This window comes from Natrarchaeobius chitinivorans, from assembly GCF_003841505.1.
GTDB lineage: Archaea > Halobacteriota > Halobacteria > Halobacteriales > Natrialbaceae > Natrarchaeobius > Natrarchaeobius chitinivorans.
Window position 1 is genome coordinate 41,315 of sequence record NZ_REGA01000011.1, and the last position, 25,763, is coordinate 67,077.

At 62.7% G+C, this 25,763-nt stretch carries 26 protein-coding genes and 1 tRNA gene; 10 read left to right on the top strand and 17 right to left on the bottom strand.

Annotation, left to right across the window (positions count from 1 at the left end; translation table 11 throughout):
• The first annotated feature begins 139 nt into the window (after window positions 1-139).
• Window positions 140-1,015, top strand: a complete 876-nt coding sequence (locus EA473_RS12835) for an alpha/beta fold hydrolase (protein ID WP_124196060.1) — start codon at window positions 140-142, stop codon at window positions 1,013-1,015.
• A gap of 178 nt (window positions 1,016-1,193) precedes the next feature.
• Here the strand turns inward: EA473_RS12835 and EA473_RS12840 are convergent, their stop codons facing one another.
• On the bottom strand, window positions 1,194-1,517 hold the full coding sequence (locus EA473_RS12840) for a HalOD1 output domain-containing protein (protein ID WP_124196061.1): 324 nt from the start codon (window positions 1,515-1,517) through the stop codon (window positions 1,194-1,196).
• A gap of 88 nt (window positions 1,518-1,605) precedes the next feature.
• A complete protein-coding gene (locus tag EA473_RS12845; protein WP_165875283.1) occupies window positions 1,606-2,286 on the bottom strand; it encodes a helix-turn-helix domain-containing protein in 681 nt (226 codons plus the stop codon).
• A gap of 136 nt (window positions 2,287-2,422) precedes the next feature.
• Here EA473_RS12845 and EA473_RS22310 point away from each other — a divergent pair, with 136 nt between their 5' ends.
• Window positions 2,423-2,650, top strand: a complete 228-nt coding sequence (locus tag EA473_RS22310; protein ID WP_165875284.1) for a hypothetical protein — start codon at window positions 2,423-2,425, stop codon at window positions 2,648-2,650.
• On the opposite strand, the gene EA473_RS12850 is transcribed toward EA473_RS22310, so the two are convergent.
• From EA473_RS12850 to EA473_RS12875, 6 genes are all read right to left on the bottom strand, one after another.
• Entirely contained in the window at window positions 2,617-3,360 is a 744-nt protein-coding gene (locus EA473_RS12850; protein ID WP_124196063.1) for a DNA polymerase sliding clamp, read from the bottom strand. The two genes, EA473_RS22310 and EA473_RS12850, sit on opposite strands and share 34 nt — an antisense overlap.
• A gap of 259 nt (window positions 3,361-3,619) precedes the next feature.
• On the bottom strand, window positions 3,620-3,889 hold the full coding sequence (locus tag EA473_RS12855; RefSeq protein ID WP_124196064.1) for a hypothetical protein: 270 nt from the start codon (window positions 3,887-3,889) through the stop codon (window positions 3,620-3,622).
• Between the two features lie 311 nt (window positions 3,890-4,200).
• On the bottom strand, window positions 4,201-4,566 hold the full coding sequence (locus EA473_RS12860) for a cupin domain-containing protein (protein ID WP_124196065.1): 366 nt from the start codon (window positions 4,564-4,566) through the stop codon (window positions 4,201-4,203).
• Between the two features lie 198 nt (window positions 4,567-4,764).
• Complete coding sequence (locus EA473_RS12865; RefSeq protein ID WP_124196066.1) at window positions 4,765-5,706, bottom strand: hypothetical protein; 942 nt, start codon at window positions 5,704-5,706, stop codon at window positions 4,765-4,767.
• A 51-nt stretch (window positions 5,707-5,757) separates the two neighbouring features.
• On the bottom strand, window positions 5,758-7,620 hold the full coding sequence (locus EA473_RS12870) for an ABC transporter ATP-binding protein (protein ID WP_124196067.1): 1,863 nt from the start codon (window positions 7,618-7,620) through the stop codon (window positions 5,758-5,760).
• Complete coding sequence (locus EA473_RS12875) at window positions 7,617-8,837, bottom strand: nucleotidyltransferase domain-containing protein (protein ID WP_124196068.1); 1,221 nt, start codon at window positions 8,835-8,837, stop codon at window positions 7,617-7,619. The genes EA473_RS12870 and EA473_RS12875 overlap by 4 nt, the downstream gene beginning before the upstream one ends.
• Window positions 8,838-9,016: 179 nt before the next feature.
• On the opposite strand from EA473_RS12875, the gene EA473_RS12880 reads away from it, so the two are divergent.
• Both EA473_RS12880 and EA473_RS12885 read left to right on the top strand, forming a co-directional pair.
• Window positions 9,017-10,978, top strand: coding sequence for an ArnT family glycosyltransferase (locus tag EA473_RS12880; protein ID WP_124196069.1), 1,962 nt, complete (start codon window positions 9,017-9,019; stop codon window positions 10,976-10,978).
• Between the two features lie 78 nt (window positions 10,979-11,056).
• Complete coding sequence (locus EA473_RS12885; RefSeq protein ID WP_124196070.1) at window positions 11,057-12,172, top strand: sugar-transfer associated ATP-grasp domain-containing protein; 1,116 nt, start codon at window positions 11,057-11,059, stop codon at window positions 12,170-12,172.
• A gap of 47 nt (window positions 12,173-12,219) precedes the next feature.
• On the opposite strand, the gene EA473_RS12890 is transcribed toward EA473_RS12885, so the two are convergent.
• From EA473_RS12890 to EA473_RS22315, 9 genes are all read right to left on the bottom strand, one after another.
• Complete coding sequence (locus EA473_RS12890; RefSeq protein WP_124196071.1) at window positions 12,220-13,650, bottom strand: oligosaccharide flippase family protein; 1,431 nt, start codon at window positions 13,648-13,650, stop codon at window positions 12,220-12,222.
• 24 nt (window positions 13,651-13,674) lie between these two features.
• A complete protein-coding gene (locus EA473_RS12895) occupies window positions 13,675-14,715 on the bottom strand; it encodes a DUF354 domain-containing protein (protein ID WP_124196072.1) in 1,041 nt (346 codons plus the stop codon).
• Between the two features lie 173 nt (window positions 14,716-14,888).
• Window positions 14,889-16,127, bottom strand: coding sequence for a GNAT family N-acetyltransferase (locus EA473_RS12900; RefSeq protein ID WP_124196073.1), 1,239 nt, complete (start codon window positions 16,125-16,127; stop codon window positions 14,889-14,891).
• Entirely contained in the window at window positions 16,124-16,969 is an 846-nt protein-coding gene (locus EA473_RS12905) for a polysaccharide deacetylase family protein (RefSeq protein ID WP_243645254.1), read from the bottom strand. Before EA473_RS12905 ends, EA473_RS12900 begins: the two co-directional genes overlap by 4 nt.
• Window positions 16,962-18,017 (bottom strand): glycosyltransferase family 2 protein, encoded by a 1,056-nt coding sequence (locus EA473_RS12910; protein WP_124196074.1) that lies wholly within the window; start codon window positions 18,015-18,017, stop codon window positions 16,962-16,964. The genes EA473_RS12905 and EA473_RS12910 overlap by 8 nt, the downstream gene beginning before the upstream one ends.
• Window positions 18,017-19,360: a nucleotide sugar dehydrogenase gene (locus tag EA473_RS12915; RefSeq protein WP_124196075.1), complete on the bottom strand. Its 1,344-nt coding sequence runs from the start codon at window positions 19,358-19,360 to the stop codon at window positions 18,017-18,019. Before EA473_RS12915 ends, EA473_RS12910 begins: the two co-directional genes overlap by 1 nt.
• Before the next feature lie 558 nt (window positions 19,361-19,918).
• A tRNA-Lys gene (locus EA473_RS12920) sits at window positions 19,919-19,992 on the bottom strand.
• An 80-nt stretch (window positions 19,993-20,072) separates the two neighbouring features.
• The gene (locus tag EA473_RS12925) at window positions 20,073-20,774 is read right to left on the bottom strand and encodes a DUF7119 family protein (RefSeq protein ID WP_124196076.1); all 702 of its coding nucleotides are present in this window, start codon (window positions 20,772-20,774) and stop codon (window positions 20,073-20,075) included.
• 35 nt (window positions 20,775-20,809) lie between these two features.
• A complete protein-coding gene (locus EA473_RS22315; protein ID WP_165875285.1) occupies window positions 20,810-20,962 on the bottom strand; it encodes a hypothetical protein in 153 nt (50 codons plus the stop codon).
• Window positions 20,963-21,484: 522 nt separating this feature from the next.
• Here EA473_RS22315 and EA473_RS12930 point away from each other — a divergent pair.
• The 6 genes from EA473_RS12930 to EA473_RS12955 all read left to right on the top strand — a co-directional run bounded on the left by EA473_RS12930 (window position 21,485) and on the right by EA473_RS12955 (window position 25,756).
• Window positions 21,485-21,979, top strand: coding sequence for a DUF892 family protein (locus tag EA473_RS12930; protein WP_124196077.1), 495 nt, complete (start codon window positions 21,485-21,487; stop codon window positions 21,977-21,979).
• A gap of 405 nt (window positions 21,980-22,384) precedes the next feature.
• Window positions 22,385-23,845 carry a sodium-dependent transporter gene (locus EA473_RS12935; protein ID WP_124196078.1) on the top strand — a complete coding sequence of 487 codons (1,461 nt, stop codon included), beginning with the start codon at window positions 22,385-22,387 and terminating at the stop codon, window positions 23,843-23,845.
• On the top strand, window positions 23,845-24,162 hold the full coding sequence (locus EA473_RS12940) for a hypothetical protein (protein ID WP_124196079.1): 318 nt from the start codon (window positions 23,845-23,847) through the stop codon (window positions 24,160-24,162). Before EA473_RS12935 ends, EA473_RS12940 begins: the two co-directional genes overlap by 1 nt.
• A 191-nt stretch (window positions 24,163-24,353) precedes the next feature.
• Entirely contained in the window at window positions 24,354-24,830 is a 477-nt protein-coding gene (gene rimI, locus EA473_RS12945; RefSeq protein ID WP_124196080.1) for a ribosomal protein S18-alanine N-acetyltransferase, read from the top strand.
• 76 nt (window positions 24,831-24,906) lie between these two features.
• The gene (locus EA473_RS12950; RefSeq protein ID WP_124196081.1) at window positions 24,907-25,320 is read left to right on the top strand and encodes a DUF5810 domain-containing protein; all 414 of its coding nucleotides are present in this window, start codon (window positions 24,907-24,909) and stop codon (window positions 25,318-25,320) included.
• A 25-nt stretch (window positions 25,321-25,345) separates the two neighbouring features.
• Window positions 25,346-25,756, top strand: a complete 411-nt coding sequence (locus EA473_RS12955; RefSeq protein ID WP_124196082.1) for a DUF5809 family protein — start codon at window positions 25,346-25,348, stop codon at window positions 25,754-25,756.
• Window positions 25,757-25,763: the final 7 nt, after the last annotated feature.

The window sequence follows — 25,763 nt, forward strand, 5'->3', positions numbered from 1 at the left end:
AGAATCGGTAACAAGCGGTTGCCAGCGTGGTAACAGTATATTACCGCCAATCACCCGATTCGAGAACGGCCGCGTTAGGGCGGCGGCCGATCCGGCCTCGAGGGTCGATTTCAAGGGCCCCCAACACGTCGGTGCGGGTATGCCACGGGTTTCGGGTGACGGCGCGTCGATCTTCTACGAATACGACGAGTGCGACGGCGATGCGGACGGCGATCCGGTCGTGTTTCTGCAGGGACTTGGCGACGGGCGGTGGATGTGGCGCTGGCAGCGCGAGGCCGTCGCCGACGCTCACGACGTGATCGCACCCGACACGCGGGGAACGGGACGATCGGATCCCGGACTCGCGCCGGTCGTTCCGCGTCTTCCCGGGCGGCTCCGCCGACCCCTGTTGTCGGGGCCGGCGGGCTACTCGGTCGAAGGGCTCGCCGACGACCTCGAGGCGGTGCTTTCGGACGTCGGGACGCGCCGTGTCCACCTCGTCGGCGCGGGACTGGGGGGTATGGTCGCTCAGCAGTACGCCCTCGAGTATTCGCGGGCGGAGACGCTGACGCTGTGTTCGACGAGCCACGGCGGGATCGACGCGGTTCCGGTTCCTGAAGACGTCCGAGCACAGATCGTCGGCGAGTCGAGTGGAAACGAACGCGAGGCGCTCAGGAATCGGTTGCGTCCCGCGTTCTCCGACCGATTCGTAAACCGCAATCCGCACCTGATCGACCGGATCATCGAGTGGGGACTCGAGCAGAACGCTGACGCGCCGGCGCGCGAATCTCAGCTAGCCGGCGTCACGAACTTCGACGTGAGCGACCGGCTCGAGCGAATCCGCGTCCCGACGCTCGTCCTCCACGGGACGAACGACAGGGTCGTCCCGTCCGGGAACGCGTTACTGCTCGAGGAGGCGATTCCGGACGCACGCCTCGAGTTGATCGAGGGAGGGTCACACTACTTCTTCCTCGAGGAGTCCGAGCGGACGAACGAACTGTTGAACTCGTTCCTCGAGACGCGTCTCGAGGCGTAGCCCGGTCGTCAGCGACCCCGGTTCGATCCGAAAGGAGGGTTTCGTCGGTCTGGAGTGTCGAACGGCCCTGCTCGCGGGCGGAATCGAACCGTCGGTCATACGGATTGTTGTACCTGTGTGCCGGAGCGACCGGACGCCGTCCCGCGGTTGCTCCGGTAGTGACTGACAGCAGTCCGTATCAGGCGTTCGAAGTCGACTTCGGTGTCGCGTCGCTGATCCGTACCTCCCCATCGCTGCAGACGCCGACGTCGAACCCCTCGTAGGTGAACCACACCTGATGAGAGGCGTCGTCGGCCCGGCAGGCGTGATCGAAAAGGGACTCGAGTGCGTCGGGATCGATTGCGTCGTAAAGCGGTGTGAGTTCGAGCGGATCTCGCTCGACGAGCGACGCAACTGCCGTAACGATGGCCGCGGTCGGCTGGTCGTCGACCGCCGGATCGAACGTCGTCACGTAGCTGTCTCGCGGTTCGGATGCGTCAGCGGGATCGTCCACGGAGGGCATACTGCTCTCTACTGTGGACGTGCTGGTAGGTACTATCCTTACTATGTAGCAATATTAAGTGTCGTGTCGTTCCGCTGGGACGACCGCGTCAATCGTCAGTAGACGACGCGGCCCGCTCGAGCGCGCGTCCTCCGTCGCCGAAAACCCCGGTGAGGAGGTTCCGGTGGCCCCGCCGGAGCCGGCCGGCCAGCGACTGGCGCGTGATGTGCAACTCCGAGGCGAGGTCGTCGAGAGTCGCCCTGCGCGGATCGTCGAAATACCCTCGTTGAAAGGCGAGTTCGAGGGCCTCGAGCTGTGCCGGCGTCACTCGCTCGTCCTCGTCGGTGTACTCGAGGGGCTGCAACCGCACGAGCGTGATTCGGACGCCGTGGCTCCGACACCGGTCCTGGAACGCGCCGAGTTCCGCGTGGTCGTCGACCCGAAGCTTGAACGTCCACCGCTCGTGTTTTCCCGTAGCCGAAAGCAGAGACGCGTTCGACTCGGCGATCGCACTGACGATCCCGTCGAGATCGGGGTTCCAGTCGACCCGGTACAGTAACCCCCGTTTTCCGAGGTCGTCGATCAACGTGAATTCGGTCGCCGCGTCCGTCTCTCCGATCGCCGCCTCCACGTCGATCCGTTCCGCTCCTCGAATCCAGACGTACGGAAACAGCGAGTCGTTCACCGGGACGATCCGCTCGAGTTCGACTGAGACGTCCGGGACGGTCACGAACAGTTCCCCGAGCGGGAATTCGTCGGCCTGGACGCAAAACTCGACGAGTATCGCCATTGCAGTTGCGTGACGGTAACAGACTCCATAAATCCGGGGGTACAAGTCAGGTGCCGTGAGGGTTCGACAGTAACGACGAGATTCCGATCCGCGGAGCGTCCCCAATCCGGTACTACCCCTCCCCAGACCGCCAACAATGCGGCGTCGGTCGCGAACTGACGCCGTCCCCATCGGTGACCACGTTCGATCGATCGGTCCCCGAATCGACCGGACGGACGTCTCACGAACCGAAATCGAGCCTCGAGAATTGCCGGACGCGAAAACGGCTGTCGGCCAAAACGACGGTCGATCCGGAGAAGACGGCGCTCGATCGGCTATCGGACCGGACGATCAGTCGCTCTGGATACGCGGCGCGAGCATGTAGGTGACTTGCCCGTTGCCCTCTCCGAATCCGAAGTAGATCTTGACCGGGAACTCCTCGCCCAGATCGAGCGTCACTTCGGTGTCGGCGGGGATCGCCTTGTTCATGTCTTTCAGATAATCCAGCGAGAACAGCGAGTGAGCTGGGCCGACCTGCAGGTCGATCAGGTCCTCCTGGGTCAACTCGAGGTGGACGTCGTCGGTGTCGCCCTCGGCGTTGACGTAGAAGAACTCCTCGGCGTCGTCGACGCCGAGTGCGATGTGGTCGGAGACCATATCGGCCGCCGTCACCGAGCGGTTGACGTCTTTGCCCTCGAGGACGACTTGTGCCGGGAGATCGAGGTCGGGAATATCCGGTTCCTGGCGGATCGAATCGGGATCGATCAGCGCGAGCGTGTACTCGAGTCCGTCGATCTGAATGTGGAGCTTTCGGGTCTCCTCGTCGAGTTCGAACTGGACGAGCTGGCCTGATTCGGCCATACCGGCGATATCCTCGAGTCGGGAGAGGTCGACGCCGATCAGCCCGCCGTCGGCCTCGTACGATTCGAACGCGGCCGCATCGAGCGAGAGATCGACCATCCCGACGTTTGCGGGGTCGACGGCCCGGATCTCCAGCCCGTTTTCCTCGAGGTGGATCTTGCACTCGTCGACCAGCACGCTCACCGAGTCGAGCGCACTGGTGAGCGTTTCCGCGCTCACGATGGCCTTGAACATATGCGTCGGGATACGAACGGTCGCCATAAAAAGCCACCCTTTACGGCTGGACGCCTCGAAGCCCCGTCATACAGTCGGACGGAAGGCATAATGCGGATTACTCTCACTGTATGCCGGAGCGACCGGGCGCCGTCCCGCAGTCGCTCCGGTAATGACGTACAGCAAACCGTATGAGACGTCGGTCGCGAATTCGTGGCCGTCGCCATCGGAGACGGCCGCAGGAGGGCGACCGATCGTCGAATAATGCTATCCGCCAGTATCACGACTCGATCTTCTCGACGATCTCCCTGGCCTGCTCCTCGGCTTTCTCCTTGCCGACGATCTTCTGGATCAGGACGCTGGTCACCTCCCAGTCGTCTTCGCCCTCGAGCCTACCGGTCCTGACCTCGCTACCCTCCGAAACCGACTCCGCAGGATTTTCCGCCCAGTCGGGCGTGCGGATCTCGTCGTAGCGATCGGAATCGCGAAATCTGACGTGGATGTACTCGTCTTCCGTCTCTACCATCTCGACGTCCGGAACGTCGGCCATGGTCGTGTCGCCGTCGTCACCGAGCCTAAATTCCCGCCTTGCGAGTGTCGAACGAGCTCACCGACCGATCGGTCGTACAGGTTGTGACCCGCTGGCTCCTCTCGCATCCGTCGAACGCCGCGGTCCGTACGTGCCACTGGTGGCCCTCGAGGCGGTAGAGTCGGTGTGTCCGATTCGATTCCCGCGGCTCGCGAGTTCGAGGGCGTGTCGAAGACGCACTCGAGCGGGTGCGACGATGGTGTCTTGGTGAGAAGGGTCGAACTGGCCCGACGGGACCGCGCTCGTGGTCTCTGCCGTCGCCGCAACGGCGTTCACCCCTCGTAGACGTGGCCGTCGCTGACCGGCGGTGCGCCCATGCCGATCACCGTCGTCCGCTCCTCGGAGTCGTTGTGCGCTCGGTGTGGGCTCTCCGGTTCGGCGACGAAGAACTCGCCCCGATCGACGCGGTAGACGCGGTCGGGCGTCTCTACGGTGAGTTCCCCCTCGAGCACGTAGAACGCCTCCTCCTGTGTCTCGTGGTAGTGCAGCCCGGAGAGGGGGATCTCCTCGCCCGGTTCGACGTGGTACACTCGGAGCCCCATCTGCTCCATTCCGGCGGCCTCGCTCACGTAGCGCATCTCCGACGGGCGATCCGGCTCCGGCTCGAGGTCGTCCGGATCGACGACGTGATACCCCATACCGAGACGGTCGTCGGCAGAACGTGGTGAATGCTTCGGTGCCGTGTCCGGGACGTCCATCCAACGTGGGCCGGTGCCCCTCGAGCGGTGACTCTCCCGAAGCTTGTGGCCGCCTTCATACGGATTACTGTAACTGTGTACCGGCGCACCCGTCGCCCGGGTCGCGGGTGCGCCGGTAATGATTTACAGTAAACCGTATCAGCGGTCGATACGGCTCGAGTGCTCGACCGACCGTGGGTCTTCATCCCGACGAAGATCACGCGCCACCAGTTCGACGAGTTCCGGAAGTCTGTCGTGATCACGCGGCCGGGAAAGCGCCAGAAACGGCGTCTCCTCGGTTATCGTCGAACACGATCGGAAGTTGTCCGCCGTCGCCCCAGTCTCGTCGAGTAACCCGCCGGTGTAGGTTCGGGCGATCAGTTCGACGACGCGATCTCGAGGGGGAACCGGCTCGAGGGCGAGTTCGTCGCCGTCAGACAGCACGTAACACCTCGAGAGCGACACCGGATCGGCCGTCGCGTCGATCCGTTTGTATCGCTTTTCCGAATCGCCGATCTCCTCAGGCCGACTCGTCCCGTCGACGTCGAGCGCGTCGATCGCATCCGGCAACAGTCGGATCTCGGGGACGCCCGGGACGACGACCGGCCGGCCGGACTCGAGGCGGATCCCGACCAGATCGTCCTCGAGGGTCGTATACCCCAGTTCGTGGAACGCGGCTGCCGTCGTCGACTTGCCCGCACCCTGCGGTCCGAGAAAGACCGCCGCTCGGTCGTCGACGGCGACGGCGCTCGCGTGGACGACGAGTTCGCCCCGCTGGTGGAGGACGAGTCCCATGATCTCGTTCGCGAAGAGGCGTCGAACGACCTTTCTCGGCGGATCTCGTTCGGTCACCGAATCGAACAAAATCCGTCGTCCCTCTTCGACGAGAAACGAGCCGATTCCGTCGTAGGTGAGCCGACAGGCGGCCGGCTCCGCCTCGAGACGGCGGATTCCGGTTCCGGACACCGATTCCGGTACCGGATCGACGCTTGCCCTCCGAATTTCGACGTCGACGGCCTCCGCTGGCGCTTTTGCCCTCGGGAACTCCGGGAGCGTCACTGCCGATCGAATCCTCAATCCGTACGATGAGTAGTGGTTCATAGTTCGTGTCTCGGTTTTCTCGGTCGTCTCGCGCTCGTTCGTTCGTGATCCCTATCGCCTCGAGCCCGCAGCCCCGAGCTGTGAGCCGTACAGCGCAGCGTACTCCGAGTCCGCGTCGATCAGATCCCGGTGGGTACCCGATTCGACGACGCGACCGTCGACGATCGTGTAGATCCGGTCGGCGTCTCTGACAGTCGACAGCCAGTGGCCGACGACGACCGTCGCGTACTCCCGGCTCATCGCCTTGATCCCCTCGAGAATCGCCTCCTCGGTCGGCGAGTCGAGTTCGCTCGTCGCCTCGTCGAAGACGAGGACGTCGGCGTTCGACAGCAACGCTCTGGCGATCGCGACGCGCTGGCGCTGCCCGCCCGAGAGGCGGACGCCGTCGTCGCCGACCTCGGTCTCCAGACCGTCGGGAAGCTCCGAGAGAAACGTCGAGACGCGAGCGATCTCGCAGGCGCGTTCGATCTCCTCGGCGGCGGCGTCCGGCCGTGCGATCGCGACGTTGTACCGCAGCGTCTCGTTGAACAGAAACGGACGCTGGGGGACGACGGCCACCCGATCGTACCAGCAGTCGGGATCGATCCGATCGAGCGCGGCTCCGTCCGCGTAGATCCGGCCCTCGTCGGGTTCGTACAGCCCCGACACCAGCGAGACGATCGTCGACTTTCCGGCTCCCGACGGGCCGACGAGCGCGATCGTTTCGCCTCGGTCGACGCGCAGGGAGACGTCCTCGATCCCGCCTCCGTCAGCGCGATCCCTGTGAGCCAGCCCTGTCTCGTCCTCTCCGCTCTCGTATCGAAAGCTCACGCGATCGAACTCGAGGGTCGTTATCGACTCCTCGAGACGGACGCCGCCCTCGCGTTCCGCGCGTCGTTCGAACGCGTCGACGAGCGCGCGGGTCCGGACGAGATGTGGAAGTGCCCCGTCGAGCGAGTAGATGGTGTTGTTGAGCTGGCTCACGAGCGGCGAGAGCCGAAACATCGCGAACAGGAAGACCCCCAGCGCGGCAAACGAAAGGGTCAGAAACTCGATCGCGACGTAGACGAGCGCGAACACGACGAACGCGTTGAGTAGCTGATTTGCCTTCCCCAGTGCAACCTGATTTCGCTCGAGTCGAACCCGCGTCGAGACGAGTCGATCGTGGGCCCGTCGGTACCGCTGGTGCAGGTCCTCGACCATCGAGAACAGCTTCACCTCGCGGCGACCCCGGATGGCGGCGCTCGTAAGCGACTGGACCTCCTCGTTGGCGGCGGCGACCTCGTCGCCGATGGCGTACCCCGGTGTGAGGACATAGCGAGTGAGGGCGACGACGCCGCCGAGAACCACGACCGTGATGACCGTCAACGCAGGCGAGAGCACGAGGGCGACCGCGGCGTACGCGGCGGCGAAGAACACCCGCTCGATCGCACCCAGAAGTTCGGCGATGACGCGTGCCGACTTCTGGGTTTCCGTGACGATCGTGTTCATGATCTCGTCCCCGTCCTGCCCGTCGATCGTCGACACGGTCGCGGAAAGCAGCGCCTCGTAGGACTGGCGTCGCAACTCAGCCATGTACGTCGTCGCCAGTGACGCCTGTAGCCAGCCGATCAGGAAACTCGTCCCGTACCGGATCGTCATCACCAGCGCGAGCCCGAGAAGTAGCGCCTCGAGGGTAGCAGTGACGCCGACGACGGCGTACGCCCGAACGAAGATCGCAGCTACCCCAGACGTTTCCTCTGCGAGTCCGCCATCGGCCTGTGCCGCCTCGATGATCGGCAACAGCAACGTGAGTCCGATTCCCTCGAAGAGGGCGGCGACGAACTTCAACAGGAGGATCGTCGCCGTCAGTTTCGGACGATATCGAAGTACCTCTCGGAGGGCGTCGAGTTTCTCGCCGATCGACGGCTCGGGTTCGCTCGTCCGACTCGTCATGGGTTTGCGTTCGTCCGGCTGGGGTTCGAGTCGGTTTCGCCTCGGCTGCGTGGTCGACGACCGATCGCCGTCCGGAGGAGGCGACCGCACCGAACGAGCGAATACAGCGGCGCGAGCGGGCGGGGCAACGAAACGGCCTCGATGTCGGGTCTCGTCGGTTCGAACAGACAGGTCGCCCAGAACGTTCCCCTGTCGCGGTATCGCTCGAGCGTACGAGACTGGAACCTCCACAGTTCGTGTTCCGGGTACGCCGAGTCGTCGAACAGGTGGTCCCGAACGTGCAATCGAAGCGGCTCGATCGCCGGGTCGGCATCGATTCGCCGTCTGACTCGCACGGGCAACTGCGTCTCGAACAGCGACGCCGTCACCGCGAGACCGAGAAGCAACATTCGCGTGCAGTTGTGGGACTCGCTCCGGCGTATGACGGTCTCCCAGTCGATCGAGTTTCGCTCGAGATCCGCCGCGACGTCACAGATCCAGCGGAGTCGATCCCAGCGGTGACGAGTTCCGTGGACGCAACACGAGAGCAGCCGATCCTCGGGCGAGAGGACGGGGACGTCGGTGCCGGCGATCGACGTGGTGGACCGACGGTCCCACACCGACTCCAGTTCGATCGCCGTCGGAAAGCGCCGTGCGAGCACGCGCCAGTGGAGTTCGACTTCGACTGGTTCACAGCGGTGCTCGAACGCGTAGTCGCGAGCGAACCGGGTGTACGCCCACTGCTGGCTGCTGGTAAGCCCATCCGTCGTCTCGCGAACGTACTGTGGATCGTATCCCTGCTCGAGCAGCACCGATCGTGCTGCCGGGAGATCCGTCCGCCTGACGAGAACGTCGAGATCTCCGAACTCGCGTCGCCCGACGTCTCCGTAGGCGATTCGGGCGAGTACCGGTCCGCGGTACGGAATCGCCCGGATTCCCTCGCGCTCGAACGCCTGCGAGAGCGACGCAGTCGTCTGAAGCAGTCGGAGATTTCGACGCGCGACGTACGCCGAGCGTTCCTCGAGGGTCTCGAGTGCCTCTGGAGGGACGGTTTCCTCTCGCTCATGGCGGACCGCCTCGAGGAAAAGCGGGGTGACACAGTGGCGTCGAGTGAGACGGCAAACGGTCTCCCAGTCGAGTCCGGACTCGAACCAATTCGGTCGAACCGACGTACCACGTATACCGGCCTTACAGCACCGGATGACGAACCGTTCTTCATCCCCGAACCGACGTGTCATTCTCGTATAAATCAATTACAGTGTATTATAAATTTAACTATAGGTGACGGTGAGGGACAGTGTCGAAGGCTTCGTCCTCGATCACTCAGTGCTGGGTCGATACGCTGGATTTCAGTTGTGTCCACTCACTCTTCGTTCCGAAAACACCATATGTTAACCAGTACTCACCGTAATATAATATGGATTGGTCCGCGTATCGGCTGCCGACCGTCGTCGATCGGGAGTTCGATCGTCTGATTTCGATCGTCGCGTTCGGCGGCGGTATCGTTATCTCGGTTCTCTCGGTGGTCCTCGGCCTCGGACAGTACGGGCTGGGACTGGCGCTGATCGTGGGACCGATCGCGTACGTCGGTCTCAGGGGACGGTCCGTCGATCGAACGGGGCGTGTGATACCGTGTCCGTCGATCGTCTTCGAGGCCTCGAGCGTCGTCTTTCTGGTCGCACTCGCGGTGTCGTCCGGGTCGTTGCTTCTGATGGACCACGCGAGGCCGGCGATTCACTTCGTCGCGGTCACTGTTGCCTTCGGTACGGTCGCCCTGGACGTCGTCTACCACGCGCAGGCTGACCGGCGATCAAAGCAACTGATCACGGTCGTCGTGTTCCTCAAACTGATCGCGACGTCGCTGGTGTATCGAACGGGTCGGTTCTTCGTCACCCCGCACCTGCCGGGGTACGACGTCAACTCACACCTGGGGATCGCGACCGAAATCGTCACTCGAGGCGGTCTTCCGCCGGAAAGCTCGCACCTGTACGGCCGCTACGTCTGGGCATCGATCTTTCACACGCTGGTCGCGACGCTCCGGCAGTTGGGCCTCGAGGAATCGTCGGCCCTGTTCGTCGTCGTGTGCTTTTTCGCGGTCGCGACGATCCTCTTGACGTACGCGATCGTGACGCGACTGGCAAGCGAGCAGGCAGCGCTCTTTGCAGCGCTTTTCGTCTCCGTCGCGGACATGTTCGTGCTCCGGGGCGTGACGAGTATCACGCCGTCGATTCTGGTGATCGTGTTTACGATGGCCGTCCTCGTTCTGTTCGTCAGACTCGACGGACTGGCCAGGGTGGGAGTGGCAGCCATCGTTTCGCTTCTCGCGGTCGCGCTGTTTACCCATCAACTGTCCTCGCTGATGCTCTCGTTCGTACTCGTCTCTCTGATCGCCGGGACGTACGCGGGAAGAGCGCTGGATTTCGTCACCGACGGCCACAGACCGACTCCGCTTTCGCCGTTTACGGTTGCGCTCGTCGGGCTCTTGACGGTGGCAAGCTGGATGGTAACCGAAGACAGCGGCGGAACGGACCTGCTCACCGTCGCGGTGTTGCGCGTCGTTCGAATGGTGACGAGAGTCACCTCGGGCACTGCAAGCGCCAGTTACGCCGCAACGTTCGGCGAGCATAGCGTCCTTTCGAACCTGCTTTACAACCTCGGCTACTCGATTCTCTTCGCGCTCGGCGTCGTCGGTGCGCTGCTCTGGACTCACCATCGAAACCGGACGACGAACCGGTTAGCGTTCCTGATCGCCGCCGCCGGATTGTTCGTCTTACTCTATCCGGGAACCGTCGCGGGGCTGTCCATGTTCATCATCCCCCACCGCGTGCTGGTCTTTCTGGTGTTGTTCGTCGTCGTCTTCGCCGGCGTCGCCTGCGCGCAACTGATCTCGCTCTCGCGGCAGCATCAGTTCTCCGTGGTCCCCGTCGTCGTTTTGCTCGTCTTTTTCTCCGTGACCGCCCCCTTCATCGCACAGGACAATCCCCTCTATGCGGAGGAACGAACCGTACAGACCGAACTGACGGACGACGAAATCGACGCGATGTTGTACGCGACGGCGGTCGCCTACGGGTCGGAAACGCTCGTCTACGTCGACCCGCTGCTCGATCCGCGAGGAATCGTTCAGGAACAACGCGAGGCGGGCCAGGACGTCCACCGCCTGATCGGAATCTATCCGCCCGACGACGACTGGGTCGACGGCTCGCTCGTCGTCGTCCGGGACGACTACACCGAAACGGGATACCAGAACGCAAACCCTGGAACGTTCGGCAGCGCCGGCCAGCAGTTTTCCTACGGACCGGAACCGCTTGCGGGCTGTGACCGGACTATCGTCTACCAGAACGACGGTGCAGCGGTGTACTCCCTCGAGGATGGGTGCTGATATCACCGATTGCATACTAATTAATATTTAAGAATATATCAATGGATTATATATTCCCATGCCCGATGGATCTATACGATGAACGCAATCGGTCGATTCGATACGAACTACCGCGAAGGTGGACTGCTGTACGCCAGCGCGCGCTGTCTCGAGGGTGGCGCGTCGACGGTGGGAACCGCGACGAGTGGTCTCGCCAACGTACTCGCACGGGAACTGTGGTACCGGCCCCGGTATCCGCTGTCGCTCTCCGACCGACTCGATGCCTGGCGACACGGCTTCTCTTCGAAGACGTTCGCGTCGCTGTCGCTGGCAGACGAGAATCTCGAGACGTACCTTTCGGACTGGCAACAGAAACGGGTGATCCACGGCGGCGTAAACGACGAGTACGTCGAGGTACTCGAGAACAAACTCGCCTTTCACATCGCGACGAGCCCGTACGTCGACTCCGTCCCGGCGCTGTACGGGACGATCGAACGCGGGGAGTTCCTGTCGTCGGAGACCTCTCCCGCCGAGGACCTGACCACAGTCCTCGAGGAAGTGAAGGACGTGATCGTAAAACCCATCGACGGTCGACTCGGCCATGACGTCTATCACGTCGTGGCCGGCGACGACGGCTACGTTCTCAACGATCGGCAACTCACGTCGACCGCGTTCGACGGCTTCGTTCGGGGCCTCGACGGCTTCGTCGTCTCGGAGTTCGTCACCCAACACGAGTACGCCGCGACCATCTGTCCGGAATCGGTGAACACGCTCCGGATCTTGACGATCGGTGAACCCGGATCAGACGAGATAGACGTCGTACGAGCAGTCCACCGATTCGGGTCGGGAGAGACGTCTGGCCCGACCGACAACTGGTCCGGCGGCGGCTGTGCCGCCCCGGTGGACATCGAGTCGGGCGAACTGGGGCGGGTCGTCACCTACGCGAGCGAGAACGGAACGCAGCGGTTCGACGCCCACCCCCAGACGGGAGCGCAGGTCCGGGGAACGGTCGTCCCGCAGTGGGACGAGATCACGGACGCGGTCAGGGAAGTCGCCGAACTCCACCGGGCAAATCCCTACGTCGGCTGGGACGTGGTCCTCTCGACGGACGGCCCCGTCGTTCTCGAGGGCAACCACGCACCGGGGAATATCTTGCTTCAGATCGACGAGGGGTTGCTCGCCGACGACCGTATTCGGGAATTTTTCGACCGATAAACCCATCCGCTCGTACGGTCCGTAAACGAGTTACCCGTCGGAGCGGCTCACACCGGGACGCGCTCGAACACGGCGCGTCGCGTCGGTTCGCTGAGGGCGAGAAGTGCACCGGTGTAGGCCACGACGCCCGTGGTGACGGCCAGTACCGTATCCACCGTGTGACCGACGAGGTGAACGCGAGTGACGGGGTAGACGACGGCCAGCATGATGACGCCGGCGACGAATTGTCGCCTGAACTCCCGCGTTATGAACGTCTCGAGGCCGAAGTACGTCTTCGCGTAGTAGACCAGCGACAGGTACCGAAGCAGTTCGGACGTGATCGTCGAGATCACGACGCCGATCGGACCGAGCGCGAGGATGAGCGTCACGCCGAGGACGACGTTCAGGCCGAGTGTGGCCGCCGAGATCCGCATATTTACGTCCGGCCGATCGATGCCGTTTACGTACTCGATGAGCGGCTGGGACTGGGAGACGACGATCCTGTACAGTGCGAGCCCGATCAGGAGCACGCCGGCTGGCGCGAACTCCTCGCCGTAGACCAGCACGATCACGTCTTCGGCGACCAGCAGCGAGCCGAAAAACAGCGGGATCGAGAGGATACTCGCGTACGAGAGGATGCCCGTCACCTCCTGTGCGTACTCCTCTCCCTTGCTCCGGAGGGTGCTCACTCGCGCCATCAGGAACAGCGCCGCACTCGAGGAGACGATCGTCGCCGTCAATCCGATCCGGTAGGCGATCTCGTAGTGGCCCGCCGCGGCCGGCGTCACGAGCAATCCGAGCAACAGGATGTCGATCCGGGCGTACGTCCGGCCCAGTAACTTGTTCGCGATACTGAAACGACCGTACTCCCACAGGCTCCGGATCGTCTCGAGTCGCGGCAACGCCGGGGTCGTGTAGCCGTAATACAGGAGCATCGGCAGTGCGATCACGATACCCGCCGCGTAGCCGTACACCAGCCCGGCGACGCCGAAGCCGAGAAGGATGAGTCCGATCTGGAACGGAAACGCGGCCCACTCCTGGAGCGTCGACGCCCACGATGCGGTTCCGACGCGTCCGAACCCCTCGGTCAACCCCTCGAACAGGATGAACGCGGAGATCATCGCGAAACTCAGCGCGACGTACAGCCACCCGTTTTCGACCTCGAGGAAACCATCCAGCGGCGTCCGGAAGCCGTAGGTCAGACCGAAGACGATCGGAACGAGGACGATCCACGACAGGATCATCGCTCCAGTGATCTGATCCGCTTCGCCCGTGACCTCCGAGATGCGTTTTTTCCCGGCTTCTCCCCATCCTTTGATGAGTCTGTCGAGGATCTCGGTAATCGAAAGGATCAGGTAGAAACTCCCGTAGCCGGCGGGACCGAGGAGCCGAGCGAAGAGTATCGATCCGGCGAACGCGATCGCGATCTTGACGACTTTGGCGATCGAACTGCTGACGACCTCTCGTGTGGCGGTCGTATCGGTGGCATCGGGGGACATCGGCGCAATCGCGTTACTCCGGACTCATCCGGCGATCATCTCGTAGGTCTGTTCGATCATGAACTCCGTCGTGTCGATCTTGTCCTCCTGTAGCGCTTCGTAGCGACGCTCGTATCGCTCCTGATCCTCGTCTCGAAGAACGCTCACTGCCTTCTCGAGGCCGTTTTGTTGACGGTTCGGTCCCGAAAAGTTGTAGGCGAGTCCGTACTTGCTCTCGAGCTCGTCGAGGTAGCCGACCCGGATCGGCGAGATGTACACCGCGGGCGTCCCGAGGACGGCGGATTCGCAGGCCATCGTTCCGCTCTCGCCGACGAAGAGGTCGGCGTAGTACATCAGATCGTGAATCTTGTGTACGGGAATGTCGACCCGATACTCCGCTAAGTGTCCGGGCGTCTCGGCTTCGGAAGTCAACAGCACCTCCGTGCCCGTCGACTCGAGGCGGTCGATGATCGATTTGGTATCCTCGATACCGGAGTAGCCGATATCGTGTGCTGCCTCCCAGGAGATCAACCGCACGATCACGAACGAGTCGCCGGGATCGACGTCCAGCGTCTCGAAGACGGATGGATCGGGAGAGAACTGATTCGGGTGCAGGTAGGCCAGTTCCTGATAGCCGGGATACCGGACCTGATTGCTCCCGAGGTCGTCCCAGAAGTACTCGTGCGTACACAGTCGGTCGACGAACGGAACGGACAGCTTTCGCTCGAGGGTTCCATGTTCGTTGTTCTGGAAGGTGAGCGTTGGGATCCCCAGCAGTTGCCCGACGTGGCCGAGCGCGACGCCGCCTTTCCCCAGCAACAGATCCGGCTGGAACTTCCTCGCGACGTTCAGGATGTTGTATTCCAGTTTCAACTGCCGCACCCATCCCTGCGGATACTTCGGATTCGTCGTTCTGTCGTCCATCACCAGTTCGTAGGCGAAATCGTAGCTCTCGAGGAGATCTATCGTGACGTCCTTGTCCTTGGCGACGATACAGATCTCAGCGTCTCGTGCGGTCATCTCCCTGATGTAGTTTTTGAACAGGTGGACGTGACCCGGGTGAAATACCTGAACGATGATCCTCATATACGTTGTAGACGTGATAAATATTACTTAGGAACTTCGATTCTATTATACCATCCTGCGGAGATAATAGTTAGTGTGTGTACGGTCAGCGTTTCTACGGTTTACTGTACGTCAGTACCGGCGTACCCGCCGCCTGATTGGAGTGTGCCGGTACATCGGTACAGCAATCCGTATCACACGACGTCGTACATGGAGACAACCGGCGGCATCACGCTGGCGACGGAATCATCCACATCTCTGTCGTGGTCGTTCCACATGACGACCTGTCGGTCGACCGATGCCCACTCCGGTCCCGGCTCACGCTGTGAAACCATCACGACCAGGTCGTACCCCCGAGCGGCGGTAAGGCGCTCCAGTTTCGAGACCAGTTGTCGGTAGATCGCGGGCGACGGCGCGAGGAGATCCAACACTCTCGCCTCTCGAACGCCGTCGGTTTCGTAGGGACCGACGACTGCGAAGCCAACGGGGTCCCCCTCCTCGAAGACGAGTAGCGCGTCGGCGTCAGGATACGCGAGCATGTGCTCGATATCTCGGCGTTCTCGGCGAAACGAGGGGCTGCCGGCACGGACGAACCGGGCGAGATCAGTCACCGCCGTAACAGTCTCTACGGAAAACGCGCCCGGATCGACGACGTCAACGTCGACAGCGGCTTCACTCGACTCGAGGTCGTGATCGTGATTCGGTGACACCACCGAAAGTCCGCCACTCCTCGATAACAACTGGCGACTCCCCGTTAAGACCGCCGCCGGCAGGGAGGCGTTACTGGCCTGTTCGACGAGGCGTGCGATCGCCGTCGCGTCCGCATGCACCTCGAGCCGTCTCCGGCCGGGCGTCGGCGTTTCGCCGAATATTTCGGAGACCACGACCGGCTGAGTGGGGGTTTGAAGAACTACCCAGTCGCCGACCGTCCCGATCGGTTCGGTCAGTCGTGACTCCGCCGGGAGCGCCCGATCGGCGTACGTCTCGAGGACGGTCGTGTAGGAGTGGACGAGCAGCTTCAGCGGTAAGACGCTGTAATTCCAGCCGCGGCGCACTTTCGTATCGAACGTGACGTTTCCCGTGTGGTTGTACGTCACGGAGACGCCCGCGGCGACGTTTCGAGAGTACGCTCCAGTTCGGGCCAGGAGTTTCGAGTAGAGTCCCTCGCCACGGTGATCTTCGCGAACGGCGGTGTCACCGAACACTGTCGCTCGAACCCGCTTGCCATCGACGACGAGTTCCTTCGGAAACACGCGCCGAAACGCGGCGAGGTCGTCGTCCGCGACGTAGTAGCAGTGGTCGTCGGGATCGAAGCCTGGGTACTGCTCGTACTTCCAGTCGAAAAGCCGCTCGTCGCCCCACCCGTCGAACGTCTCCTCGAGGAAGGCGTGTACGGCTCCACTGTCTACCGGTCCCGACTCAACGTCCGTCATGGGGTCTGACGCTCCGTGCGTGATCGCGCGTAGATTTCGTTCATCGTCACGAACTCGTAGCCGTCCGACCGGAGTCGCTCGAGGAGTCGACGAAGCAGCTGCTCCGACCGGGACATGTTCCGGTCGTAGATCGCCCGCTTGAGCCGCGGGATCCGGTCGTGGGAGTCGGTCCGGTAGATGTCGTGGAGGTGCGTGTTACAGACTACCACCGGCGGCAGCGAGGCGTACTCGAGATACGTCGCGAACGGCCGACCGAGCAGTTTCAGGTAGCTCAGTGAGATCGGGATCCGAGTTCCCGGCGTCGCCCCGATCGGAATCTCGAGAAGTTCCTCCGTTCCCGGCGCACGGTAGGGAGTCAGCGGGGCGTGGACGTTGTTGTACACGCCCGGCCGATACGACGGAAAGACACTCGAGTCGAACCGGAACCCCTCCTCCTCGAGGATGCGAAACTCCTCGGGTTCGATGTTGCCTTGCGGTGCCCTGTATCCGTCTGGTTCGTGTCCGAAGTGAGCCTCGAACGCCTCCTTTCCGTCCCGAATCTCGGTCCGGAACTCGTAGGATTTCGACGTATCGTGCTGGTAGGAGTGAAGGTGAAACTCACACTCGAGTCGGTCGGTGAGCGTGTCGATCACGTCGGGAAAGCGTTCGATCGTCCGGCCGACGGCGAAAAACGTCACCGGAACGTCGAGATCGTCGATCAGGTCGACGTAGTCGTCGACGTACTCGAACGTCAGGTGGTCGTAGCCGGGTTCGTCGAAGTACCAGTCGTTTTCCAGATCCAGCGTGAGACAGGCGATCCGGTCGGTACCGTCGCCGACCCGGGCGTCCGCGAACTCACTCACGGATCTGGACCTCCCTGTCCTCGTTTGCCTGCATGTCGAACAGCATCGCGAACAGCACGAACATGCTTCCGAGCGAAAACACCAGCAAGCTCGAGGATGCACGAACGAACAGCGGATCGCCGAACTGGACTTTCGCGAACAGCGACCAGACGCCACCTGCCAGTCCGAGAACGGTCGTGGCCACACCGAAGAGATAGAAAAACGCCAGCGGATGAAAGTCGAGAACGAGGTACTTGACCTTCAGCCGCCAGAGGAAGTCCCGAAGCAACAGCCACGACACCTTCCGGATGTACGTCGAATAGGTGATACTCGACTCCTCGTCGCCGTAGACTGCCGGCATCGCGACGTCGGCGACCCGCATTCCCTTCGCGTTTAGCTTCACGAGCAGGTCGTTGCAGTAGCCGTAGTACTCGTAGAGGTTCTCGACGCCGACGTTGGCCAGCGCGTAGTGAGAGATCGCCGTGTAGCCGTTCTGCGGGTCCATCAGCTTCCAGTAGCCGCTCGCGATCTTCGTCAGGAAGGTCAAAATCGCGTTGCCGACGAAACGAAACGTCGGCATCGCCGACCGAAACTCCCGGTAGAGCAACCGGTTCCCTTTGGCGTAGTCCGCATCGCCTTCGACGATCGGATCGAGCAGCCGGGACATCTGCGAGAGGTCCATCTGTCCGTCGCCGTCGACCGTCACCGTCACGTCCACCGCGTCCTCGAGGGCCGCCAGGTAGCCGGTTTTGATCGCGCCGCCGGCACCGCGGTTCTCGCGGTGCTGGATCGGGACGACGCGATCGATACGATCGTGTACCGTCGCCCGCCGCGAGAGCGCCGACGCTCCCCCGTCGGTCACGAGCGGCTCTCTGGGGTCCGCTTCGTCGGTAGCCTGATCACCCGCTCGAGCCGCCTCGAGCACTTCGTCCCACGTCCCGTCGGTCGAGCAGTCGTCGACGACGAAGATGGCGTCGACGTACGCCGGCATCTCCCGGATGACGTCGCCGATGAACCCCTCCTCGTTGTACGCCGGGACGACGACGCCGATCGAGTGGTCCCTGTACATTAGAGCCCTCGATAGACGAACCCGTGTTCGCTCGCCCGCGTTTCGAACGCGCCGTCGACGTCGATCAACACGGGATCGTCGTTCGCCTCGAACGCGATGTCGGCGAAACTCAACCCGTAGAACTCGTCGTGGACGGTTCCGAACACGATCCCGTCGACGCCAACCGCGGAGAACTCCTCGTGGACCTCGATTCCGAACTCCGCCTCGACGAGATCGTTCTCGGCGTGTGGATCGAACCCGGCGACGGAGACGCCGTACTCCTGAAGCGACTCGATTACGCCTCCGATTTTCGACGTTCTGATATCGGCGACGTTCGGCTTGTACGAAAGCCCCGCGACCAGCACGCGACTGTCCCGTAACACCTTTCCAGCCTCGTTGAGCGCCCGGATCGTCAGTTCAGCCACGTGGTCCGGGACGTACTCGTTGACCGATCGGGCCGTTCGGATCAACTCCGGTGTGAAGTCGTTCCGTTCGCTCTCGTAGATCAGGTAAAACGGATCCACGGGGATGCAGTGTCCGCCGACGAGGCCGGGTTCGTACTCGTGGAAGTTCCACTTCGTCCCGGCGGCCTCGAGGACTGCATCCGTCTCCAGTCCGAGCGTATCACAGGCGACGGCCAGTTCGTTGACCAGCGCGATGTTGAGGTCTCGCTGTGTGTTCTCGACGCACTTTGCGGCCTCGGCGGTTTCGATCGACGGTGCTCGATGGACGCCCGCGTCGACGACCGACTCGTAGAGCGCGGCCACGTCGGCGAGCGTGTTGTCGGTCAACGCGCTGACGATCTTGACGACGTTTCGCAGCCCGCGTTCGTCGTCGCCGGGCACCATCCGCTCGGGCGAGTAACCGACGCCGAACGTCTCCCCCGCCGTCAGCTCGGAGGTGTCTTCGATCGCCGGAACGAACACCTCTCGCGTCGCACCCGGGTAGACCGTCGACTCGAGGACCACCGTCGCTCCGGGCTGGAGGTGTCGACCGACGGTGCGACCGGCCGACGCGACGAGATCGAGGTTCGGATTCTCGAGGTCGTCGACCGGCGTCGGCACCGCGACGACGACGTACTCGGCGGTCGCGATCGCTTCCTCGTCGGACGTAAACTCGATACTACTCTGCCCGATCGCCTCGTCGCCGACGTCCCCGGTCGGATCGATGCCCGACTCGAGGGTATCGATCTTCTCCGGATCGATATCGTAGCCACGGACGTCGTGACCCTCGTCGTCGAACTCGTACGCCAGCGGAAGGCCGACGTAGCCGAGGCCGACGACCGATATCGACGCGTGGGCTGGTGACGTCTCCGGTTCGCGCTCGAGCAGCGTCTCGTGATGTGATCGTTCCTGATCCGTCATAGCTGTGTCACTGAATCGCTCCCGAAGCCGAGAGAGTCGAGATATATTCCGAAACAACCGATTTCGGGCCGGTCCACCGATCGAACGGTGCGCTGTCTTCCATTCCCGACAGTTTTATCCACACTGATCAGAAGATCATTCCGGAACACTCACTATATAACTATCGAATGAATCCGAATTATTATTTTACGATGGTAGAAGATATTTACCTCGTTCGAGCACGAACAGAGGTGGGAGCGATCTCGAAGAAGCCGACCCGGAGGTGGCTGCCCGTCCCGCAACGTCGACTGTCCGCTCTACTGGGTGGGTTGTCTACGCTCCGCTGGTCGGATTGCCTACGCCCTCCTGGTCGAGTCGTGGTTTGCACTCCCTCGAGACGGTCCAGTTGTTCCCCCGAAAACGGTCACGAGCGAAGTTTGCTCGTGGCAAAAGCGGGCCGGGTGCGATTTGAACATCCTCGGAAGGCGGTCGCTCACTGCGTTCGCGCTGCGACTTCCGGGCGTTCAAATCCCGCCGGTTCCGTTACCTGTCGCTCACGAATTGTTCGCGACAGGAAAGCGGGCCGGGCGCGATTTGAACACGCGACCGTCTGGTTAAAAGCCAGACGCTCTGCCGGACTGAGCTACCGGCCCCGTGGCTTCAACTATCGGTGAGTAGTGGTTAAACGTTTTCTTTCTCCCGCCAGCGGGACACCGATTCCGCTCGAGACGATCTACTCTTCCTCAAAGTACGCTTCGAGCGCTTCTGTGACGATCTCACCGGGATCGACGCCGTCGATAGACGCCCGTCGGCGGAGGTCGCGGTAGGTCGTCGGCGAGAGGGAAACCTCGAGTCGACCGAGTTCGACGCCGTACTCGGCCAGCGCTCGGCGGATCGAGGTGCCGTCGTTGATCGTGCTCGCGATGCTTCGGACCTCGCGAACGGTGAGTTCGCCGTCGATCGCGGCCCACGCGAGCAGGAGTCTTGCCTCGCCACCGACGCGGGCGATGTGTTTGGCAGCCGTCGGCGCGATCTGCCCGAGTGCCACCTGCTTGCGGACCGACCGCGGAAGATCGTGGACTCGCGCCCACTTCCGGATGAACGAGACCGTCGCACCGTCGCCCGCCCGTTCGGCTGCGGCCTTGTACGATCCCTCGCCCCGAACGAGCGCGGCACAGGCGGCCGCACCGCGAAGCATGTACAGGTGGTCGTCGTTGGTCGCTCCGTTCGCAAACTCGCCGACGGTTTTGGCGGCCTCGTCCAGACTCTCGGGGTCGTCCGGATCGAACTGAACGGCCCGGCGCGCTCGCGTCCCGGTGACCGATTCGTCTCCGCGAATAACCGGTGCGCCGACGGGGGACTCTCGATCCGTCGGAACCGACCGGTCGGGTTCGTCACGGCCGCGCGGGCGATCGTCGGGCCGGTTGTCAGTCATGGCTTTCGATAAGGGCCAGAGTATCAAAAAACTCGCTACCTGGTCGCGTCGCGCTCCTCGCGTTTCTCGGCGAGATGCTCCCAGATTTCCGTACAGCCAGCACCTTCCTCGAGGTCCTCGAGGTGAGCGTCGTCGCGTTCATCGTCCCGCTCGGTCGTCTTCGGTGAACACTCGGCCGAATCGGTCATTGCCCCCCGTTCACCCTCTATTTTCATAAGTCACTCTTCCGGCGCAAACAATACCCCTGCTCTGTCTTAACGGCTATCGCTGCCGCTATCTCTGACGGCAGTCCGGTTCCAGACCGTATCGCCTGCGTGCGATTTTGGGCGGTATACGCGTCACACGATCGAACCGCCGCTCGGAGAGCTTCAAAATGGGAATCGGACCGTCAACCGAGGTGTTTCGTCGGTCGCTCGCCGTCTCGTCCAGTAGCCGTCTTATCAGTTGTCACCGTCTGTAGGTTTCGCCGAGCACGTTCGTCGAATCGCTCGACTGTTCGGAACCGATACCTACCCGTCTCGTCCGCCCCATCGACAGGAGGTGTGCGGTTAGCGGAAAATATGGCCGGTAAGTAACACGGGGATTTCCGACTCACTGGGGATCTGTAGAGAGCGAATCGGACCTCGTCGCGGGGTCCGAATCGATGTGAGTGCACCTGCTTTCGCAGGCTCTCGGCTTTTTCGAGTCGCCGGTGAACGACAGTCCGGATCATGAGCATCGACACCATTCACGATCTGTTCGAGCACGGACTCGAGGACATCTATCACGCGGAACACCGGCTTCTGGAAGCACTGGAAGACCTCGAGGAGAACACCGAACGCGAGGAGATCGCGAACGCGTTCGCCGACCACCGCGAGGAAACCCAACACCAGATCGAGCGTCTCGAGGAGGTCTTCGAGATGTTCGGCGAGCCCCCGGAGAAAGAAGAGTGTGAAGGAATCGAGGGAATGATCGAGGAGTACGAGGAGTTCACGTCGATGGAGCCCGATCAGGCGGTTCTCGACTATCACAACATGGCCGCCGCGGAAAAGACCGAGCACTACGAAATCGCCGCGTACGGCAACCTCATTCCGCTTGCCGATCAGCTCGACATGAGCGAGGCCGCCGACCTCCTCGAAGAGAACCTCCGCGAGGAACAGGAAGCCCTGGAGGAACTCAAGGAACTGACCGAAGAGTTCGAAATCGACGCGATTCCGGCTGAGTAAGACGCATCGGTATCGCGTTTTACCGGTATTCACTCGGACGGGGTCGGTGATCACCCGTACCGACCGACAACGCATCGGTACTGGCCGACAACGCATCGGTACTGACCGACAACGGTCTGTATGAGCGTGCCCGCGGGCGATGATCCAGGTTGTGACCACGGGTACTGATCCCGACGTCGAGGGGGGCTGATACGGATTACTGTAACTGTGTACCGGAGCGACCGGCCGCAGTCCCGCGGTCGCTCCGGTAACGACTTACAGTAAACCGTATGACTGTTTGTTCGGTCACGGTCGTTGCGATCACCCGCTCGAACTCGAGTACCATCTCGGTAACTGAACGTTCCGTGCTGGCACGCACCAAACATATAGGTCCCTGCGAGTGGTGGATCGGCCAGTGATTCGACGATGGCAGACGTGCCAACGAAGACGGCTCGAGCCGAGTGGGGTACCCGCTTTGGGTTCCTGATGGCGATGATCGGCGCCATGGTCGGTGCCGGGAACATCTGGCGGTTCCCGTACGTGATGGGGAACAACGGGGGCGGGGCGTTCGTCCTCGCCTTTCTCGTCCTCCTGTTTCTCCTCGCGGTCCCGGGATTGATGGCGGAGGTCGCGCTGGGCCGGTACACGAACAAAGGCGTCATCGGGGCGTTCAGGGAGGTCGTCGGTCGCGGCGGGATGGTCGGATTCGGGATCGTCGTCTTGCTCGTGAACGTCGCGTTGATGTCGTACTACTCGCCGTTGATCGGCTGGACGCTTTATTATGCAATCCACTCGCTGTTGTTTACGTTCACGGCAGCGGGGTTCGAGGCCGAGACGTTCATGGAGAGTTTCTTCGCGAACCCGCCGTTGATGATCGCGCTTCACACGATCGTCATGGGGGCGATCGCGGCGGTCCTCGTCCTCGGAATCCGTCGCGGGGTCGAGCGCCTCGTCGTCTACGCTGTGCCGGCACTCGTCGTCGCACTCGTAATCATGACGATCCGCGGACTCACGCTCCCCGGTGCGAGCGAGGGGATCGCCTTCACCTTCGGTATCCAGTGGGAGTACCTGACCTTCAGCGATACCTGGATCGCCGCGCTCGGTCAGGCGCTGTTCTCGACCGGACTGGGGTGGGGAATCGCACTGACCGTCGGGAGTTACCTGCGGGAGTACGACGACGTCCCGCTGGGCGGAGGCGTCTTCACGGCGATCGGCGAGTCGAGTATCGGCATTCTCGCCGCGCTCGCAATCTTCCCGGTCGTCTTCGCCGTCGGCGTCGAACCCGACGCCGGTGCCGGACTCGCGTTTATCTCGCTCGTTCAGGTCTTCCCCGAGATCCCGCTTGGCGGAATCGTCGCGGTCGTCTTTTTCCTCGGATTTTTCCTCGCGACGTTCACCTCCGGACTGCTCATCACCGAAGTGAGTGTCACGACCGTCAGCGAGGAGACCCGGCTGAGCCGCACGCAGACGGTCCTCGGAATCTGTGGCGGCATCTGGTTGCTCGGCCTCCCCAGCGCCTACTCCGCGGACGTCCTCGATTTCCTCGATTTCGTCTTCGGGAACTGGGGACTGCCGCTTGCGACCCTCGCTATCATCGGCGTTATCGGGTGGATCCTCGGCCCCGAACGGCTCCGATTGCTCGCAGTCAACCGCAACGCCGGCATCTACGTCGGGAAGTGGTGGGATCCGGTGATCAAGTTCGTCATTCCTGCGGTCATGCTCTTTATCATGGGCTACTTCGCCTGGGAGAACTTCGGCGAACCCGAGATGATCGCCGGCATGTTCGTAATCGTCCTGTTCCCGATCGTCGGCTACGCGATCATGTCCGTCGTCGAGGGTCGCCACGGCGAACCCGATTCGGCCGGCGTGACGGGGGGTGACGACTGATGGCGCTCACCCCAGCGGTCCTCGGCATGCTCGCGTTCACGCTGCTCGCGTTCTGGGGCGTCGCGCTCTGGGCGCTCGCCAGGACCCTGCGCCAGGAGGGGCGCAAAGTCGACATACTGAAACAGCAAAACCGGATGGACACCTACTCGCCGAAGGCGCTCGCGGAGTTGCGCGAGTGGATCGAACAGAACCCGGACGATCCGCTCGTCGATACCGCTCGAGAACGGTACAACGAGTGCGTCGAAGTCCTTCGACAGACCGATACCCACTACTACGACTGGTCGGACGAGGAGATCGCACGCCTCGAGAGGGTTTGAGAGCTTGACGAGACGGATCGAGACAGTTTGGGCTTGACGAGACGCCTCGAGGGGTCGACGAGTGATGTGCGGAGGATCGAGAGGTCGACGAGTGATGTGCGGAGGAGAGGTTGACGAATAATATGAGGAGGTGTCGGTCGTGACCTCGATCGACGCGACCGCTTTTATCGTTGGACGACCAATCACGGGACGTGACGATACCGGCCTCGGAGGAGAACGGCGGCGGGGTGTCGATCCGACCTGCAGAGCGTGCGGATCTCCTCGCGGTCACGCACATCGAGAACGCGTCGTTCTCCCAGCCCTGGCCGTTCGACGCGTTCGAGCGGTTTCTCGGCGAGCCAGGATTTCTGGTCGCCGAGTACGAGGGCGACGTGGTCGGGTACGCCATCGCCGACGTCTCCCGGAACTTCGGACGCCGACTCGGTCACCTCAAAGACATCGCCGTCCATCCCGACCGCCGCGGGGTCGGCGTCGGATCCGCCCTCCTCACTCGAGCGATCGCCGTCGTGACGGCACAGGGTGCCGATTCGGTCAAACTCGAGGTTCGACGCTCGAACGACCGGGCCAAGCGCCTCTATCGGGAGTTCGGGTTCGAACCGCTCCGACGCGTCTCCGGGTACTACGAGGACGGCGAGGATGCGATCGTGATGCTCAACAAACTCGAGTGATGCTCCGGGCGAGCGGAGGTCTCGACCGCCACGAGAGTGCGGTGGCGTTTTACCGCTCCCGGTCGCAAGGGAGCGTATGGGATACGCCTGTCCGGTCTGTGACGTCGAACAGGCCGACGCCAGACACCTCGCGAACCACCTCGCGGTCACCGCCTCGCTCGGCCGCCGAGACCACCTCGAGTGGCTCGAAGAGCGTGCGCCCAACTGGGCGGAGTGTGGCCCGGACGAACTCGGCGAGATCGTCGCCGAGTACGCCCCCGAAACGGACGCGCCGACGTTCGAAGGAGAGGATCACGCTCACGGTCACGAACCGGGTCGTCCCGGTGGGTTCGAGGACGGTCTTGCTAGACAGACTCGCGGGAGCGGACGCGGGGAGTTGACCGGTGAAGCCGCCGGCGTCCTCGAGGAGGCCCGGGAGCTAACGCGGCGGATGCACGACGACGAGAGCGACGGACGGAACGAAAACGCGTCGCGGAACGAAAACGCGTAACTGTTCGACGGGCGATGGGGTCGATATGCAGACGGTTGGTACGTTCGAGTTCGAGTCGGTCGCGGAGGCTCGCGACGCCTACGAGTCGGTCGGGCCCGCGGCCCAGACCGTCGTCCGCGAGGTCGCGAAAGTCATGGAGTTCGACCGGGAGGAGTACGACGAGCGCGTCACCGGCGAGGTCGTCGAGACCGCTCGAGATGCACTCTTTGCGAGTCTCCTTCGCGTCTCGGTCGGTTCCCGTGAGGAGTACGACGAGTGGCGCGAGTCCTACGACGGCGAGGTGACGGAAGTCGGCCACGAGCGCGTCGACAACGTGGTCTGGCACGCCGGACCCGAAAACGGGGCCGTCGCTGCCACGTTCCAGAACGAAGAGGACGCAGCGGTCGCCACGCTCCGCCGGCAGGCGTTCGGTCGACTGTACCGCGACCGCTTGTGAGGGATTT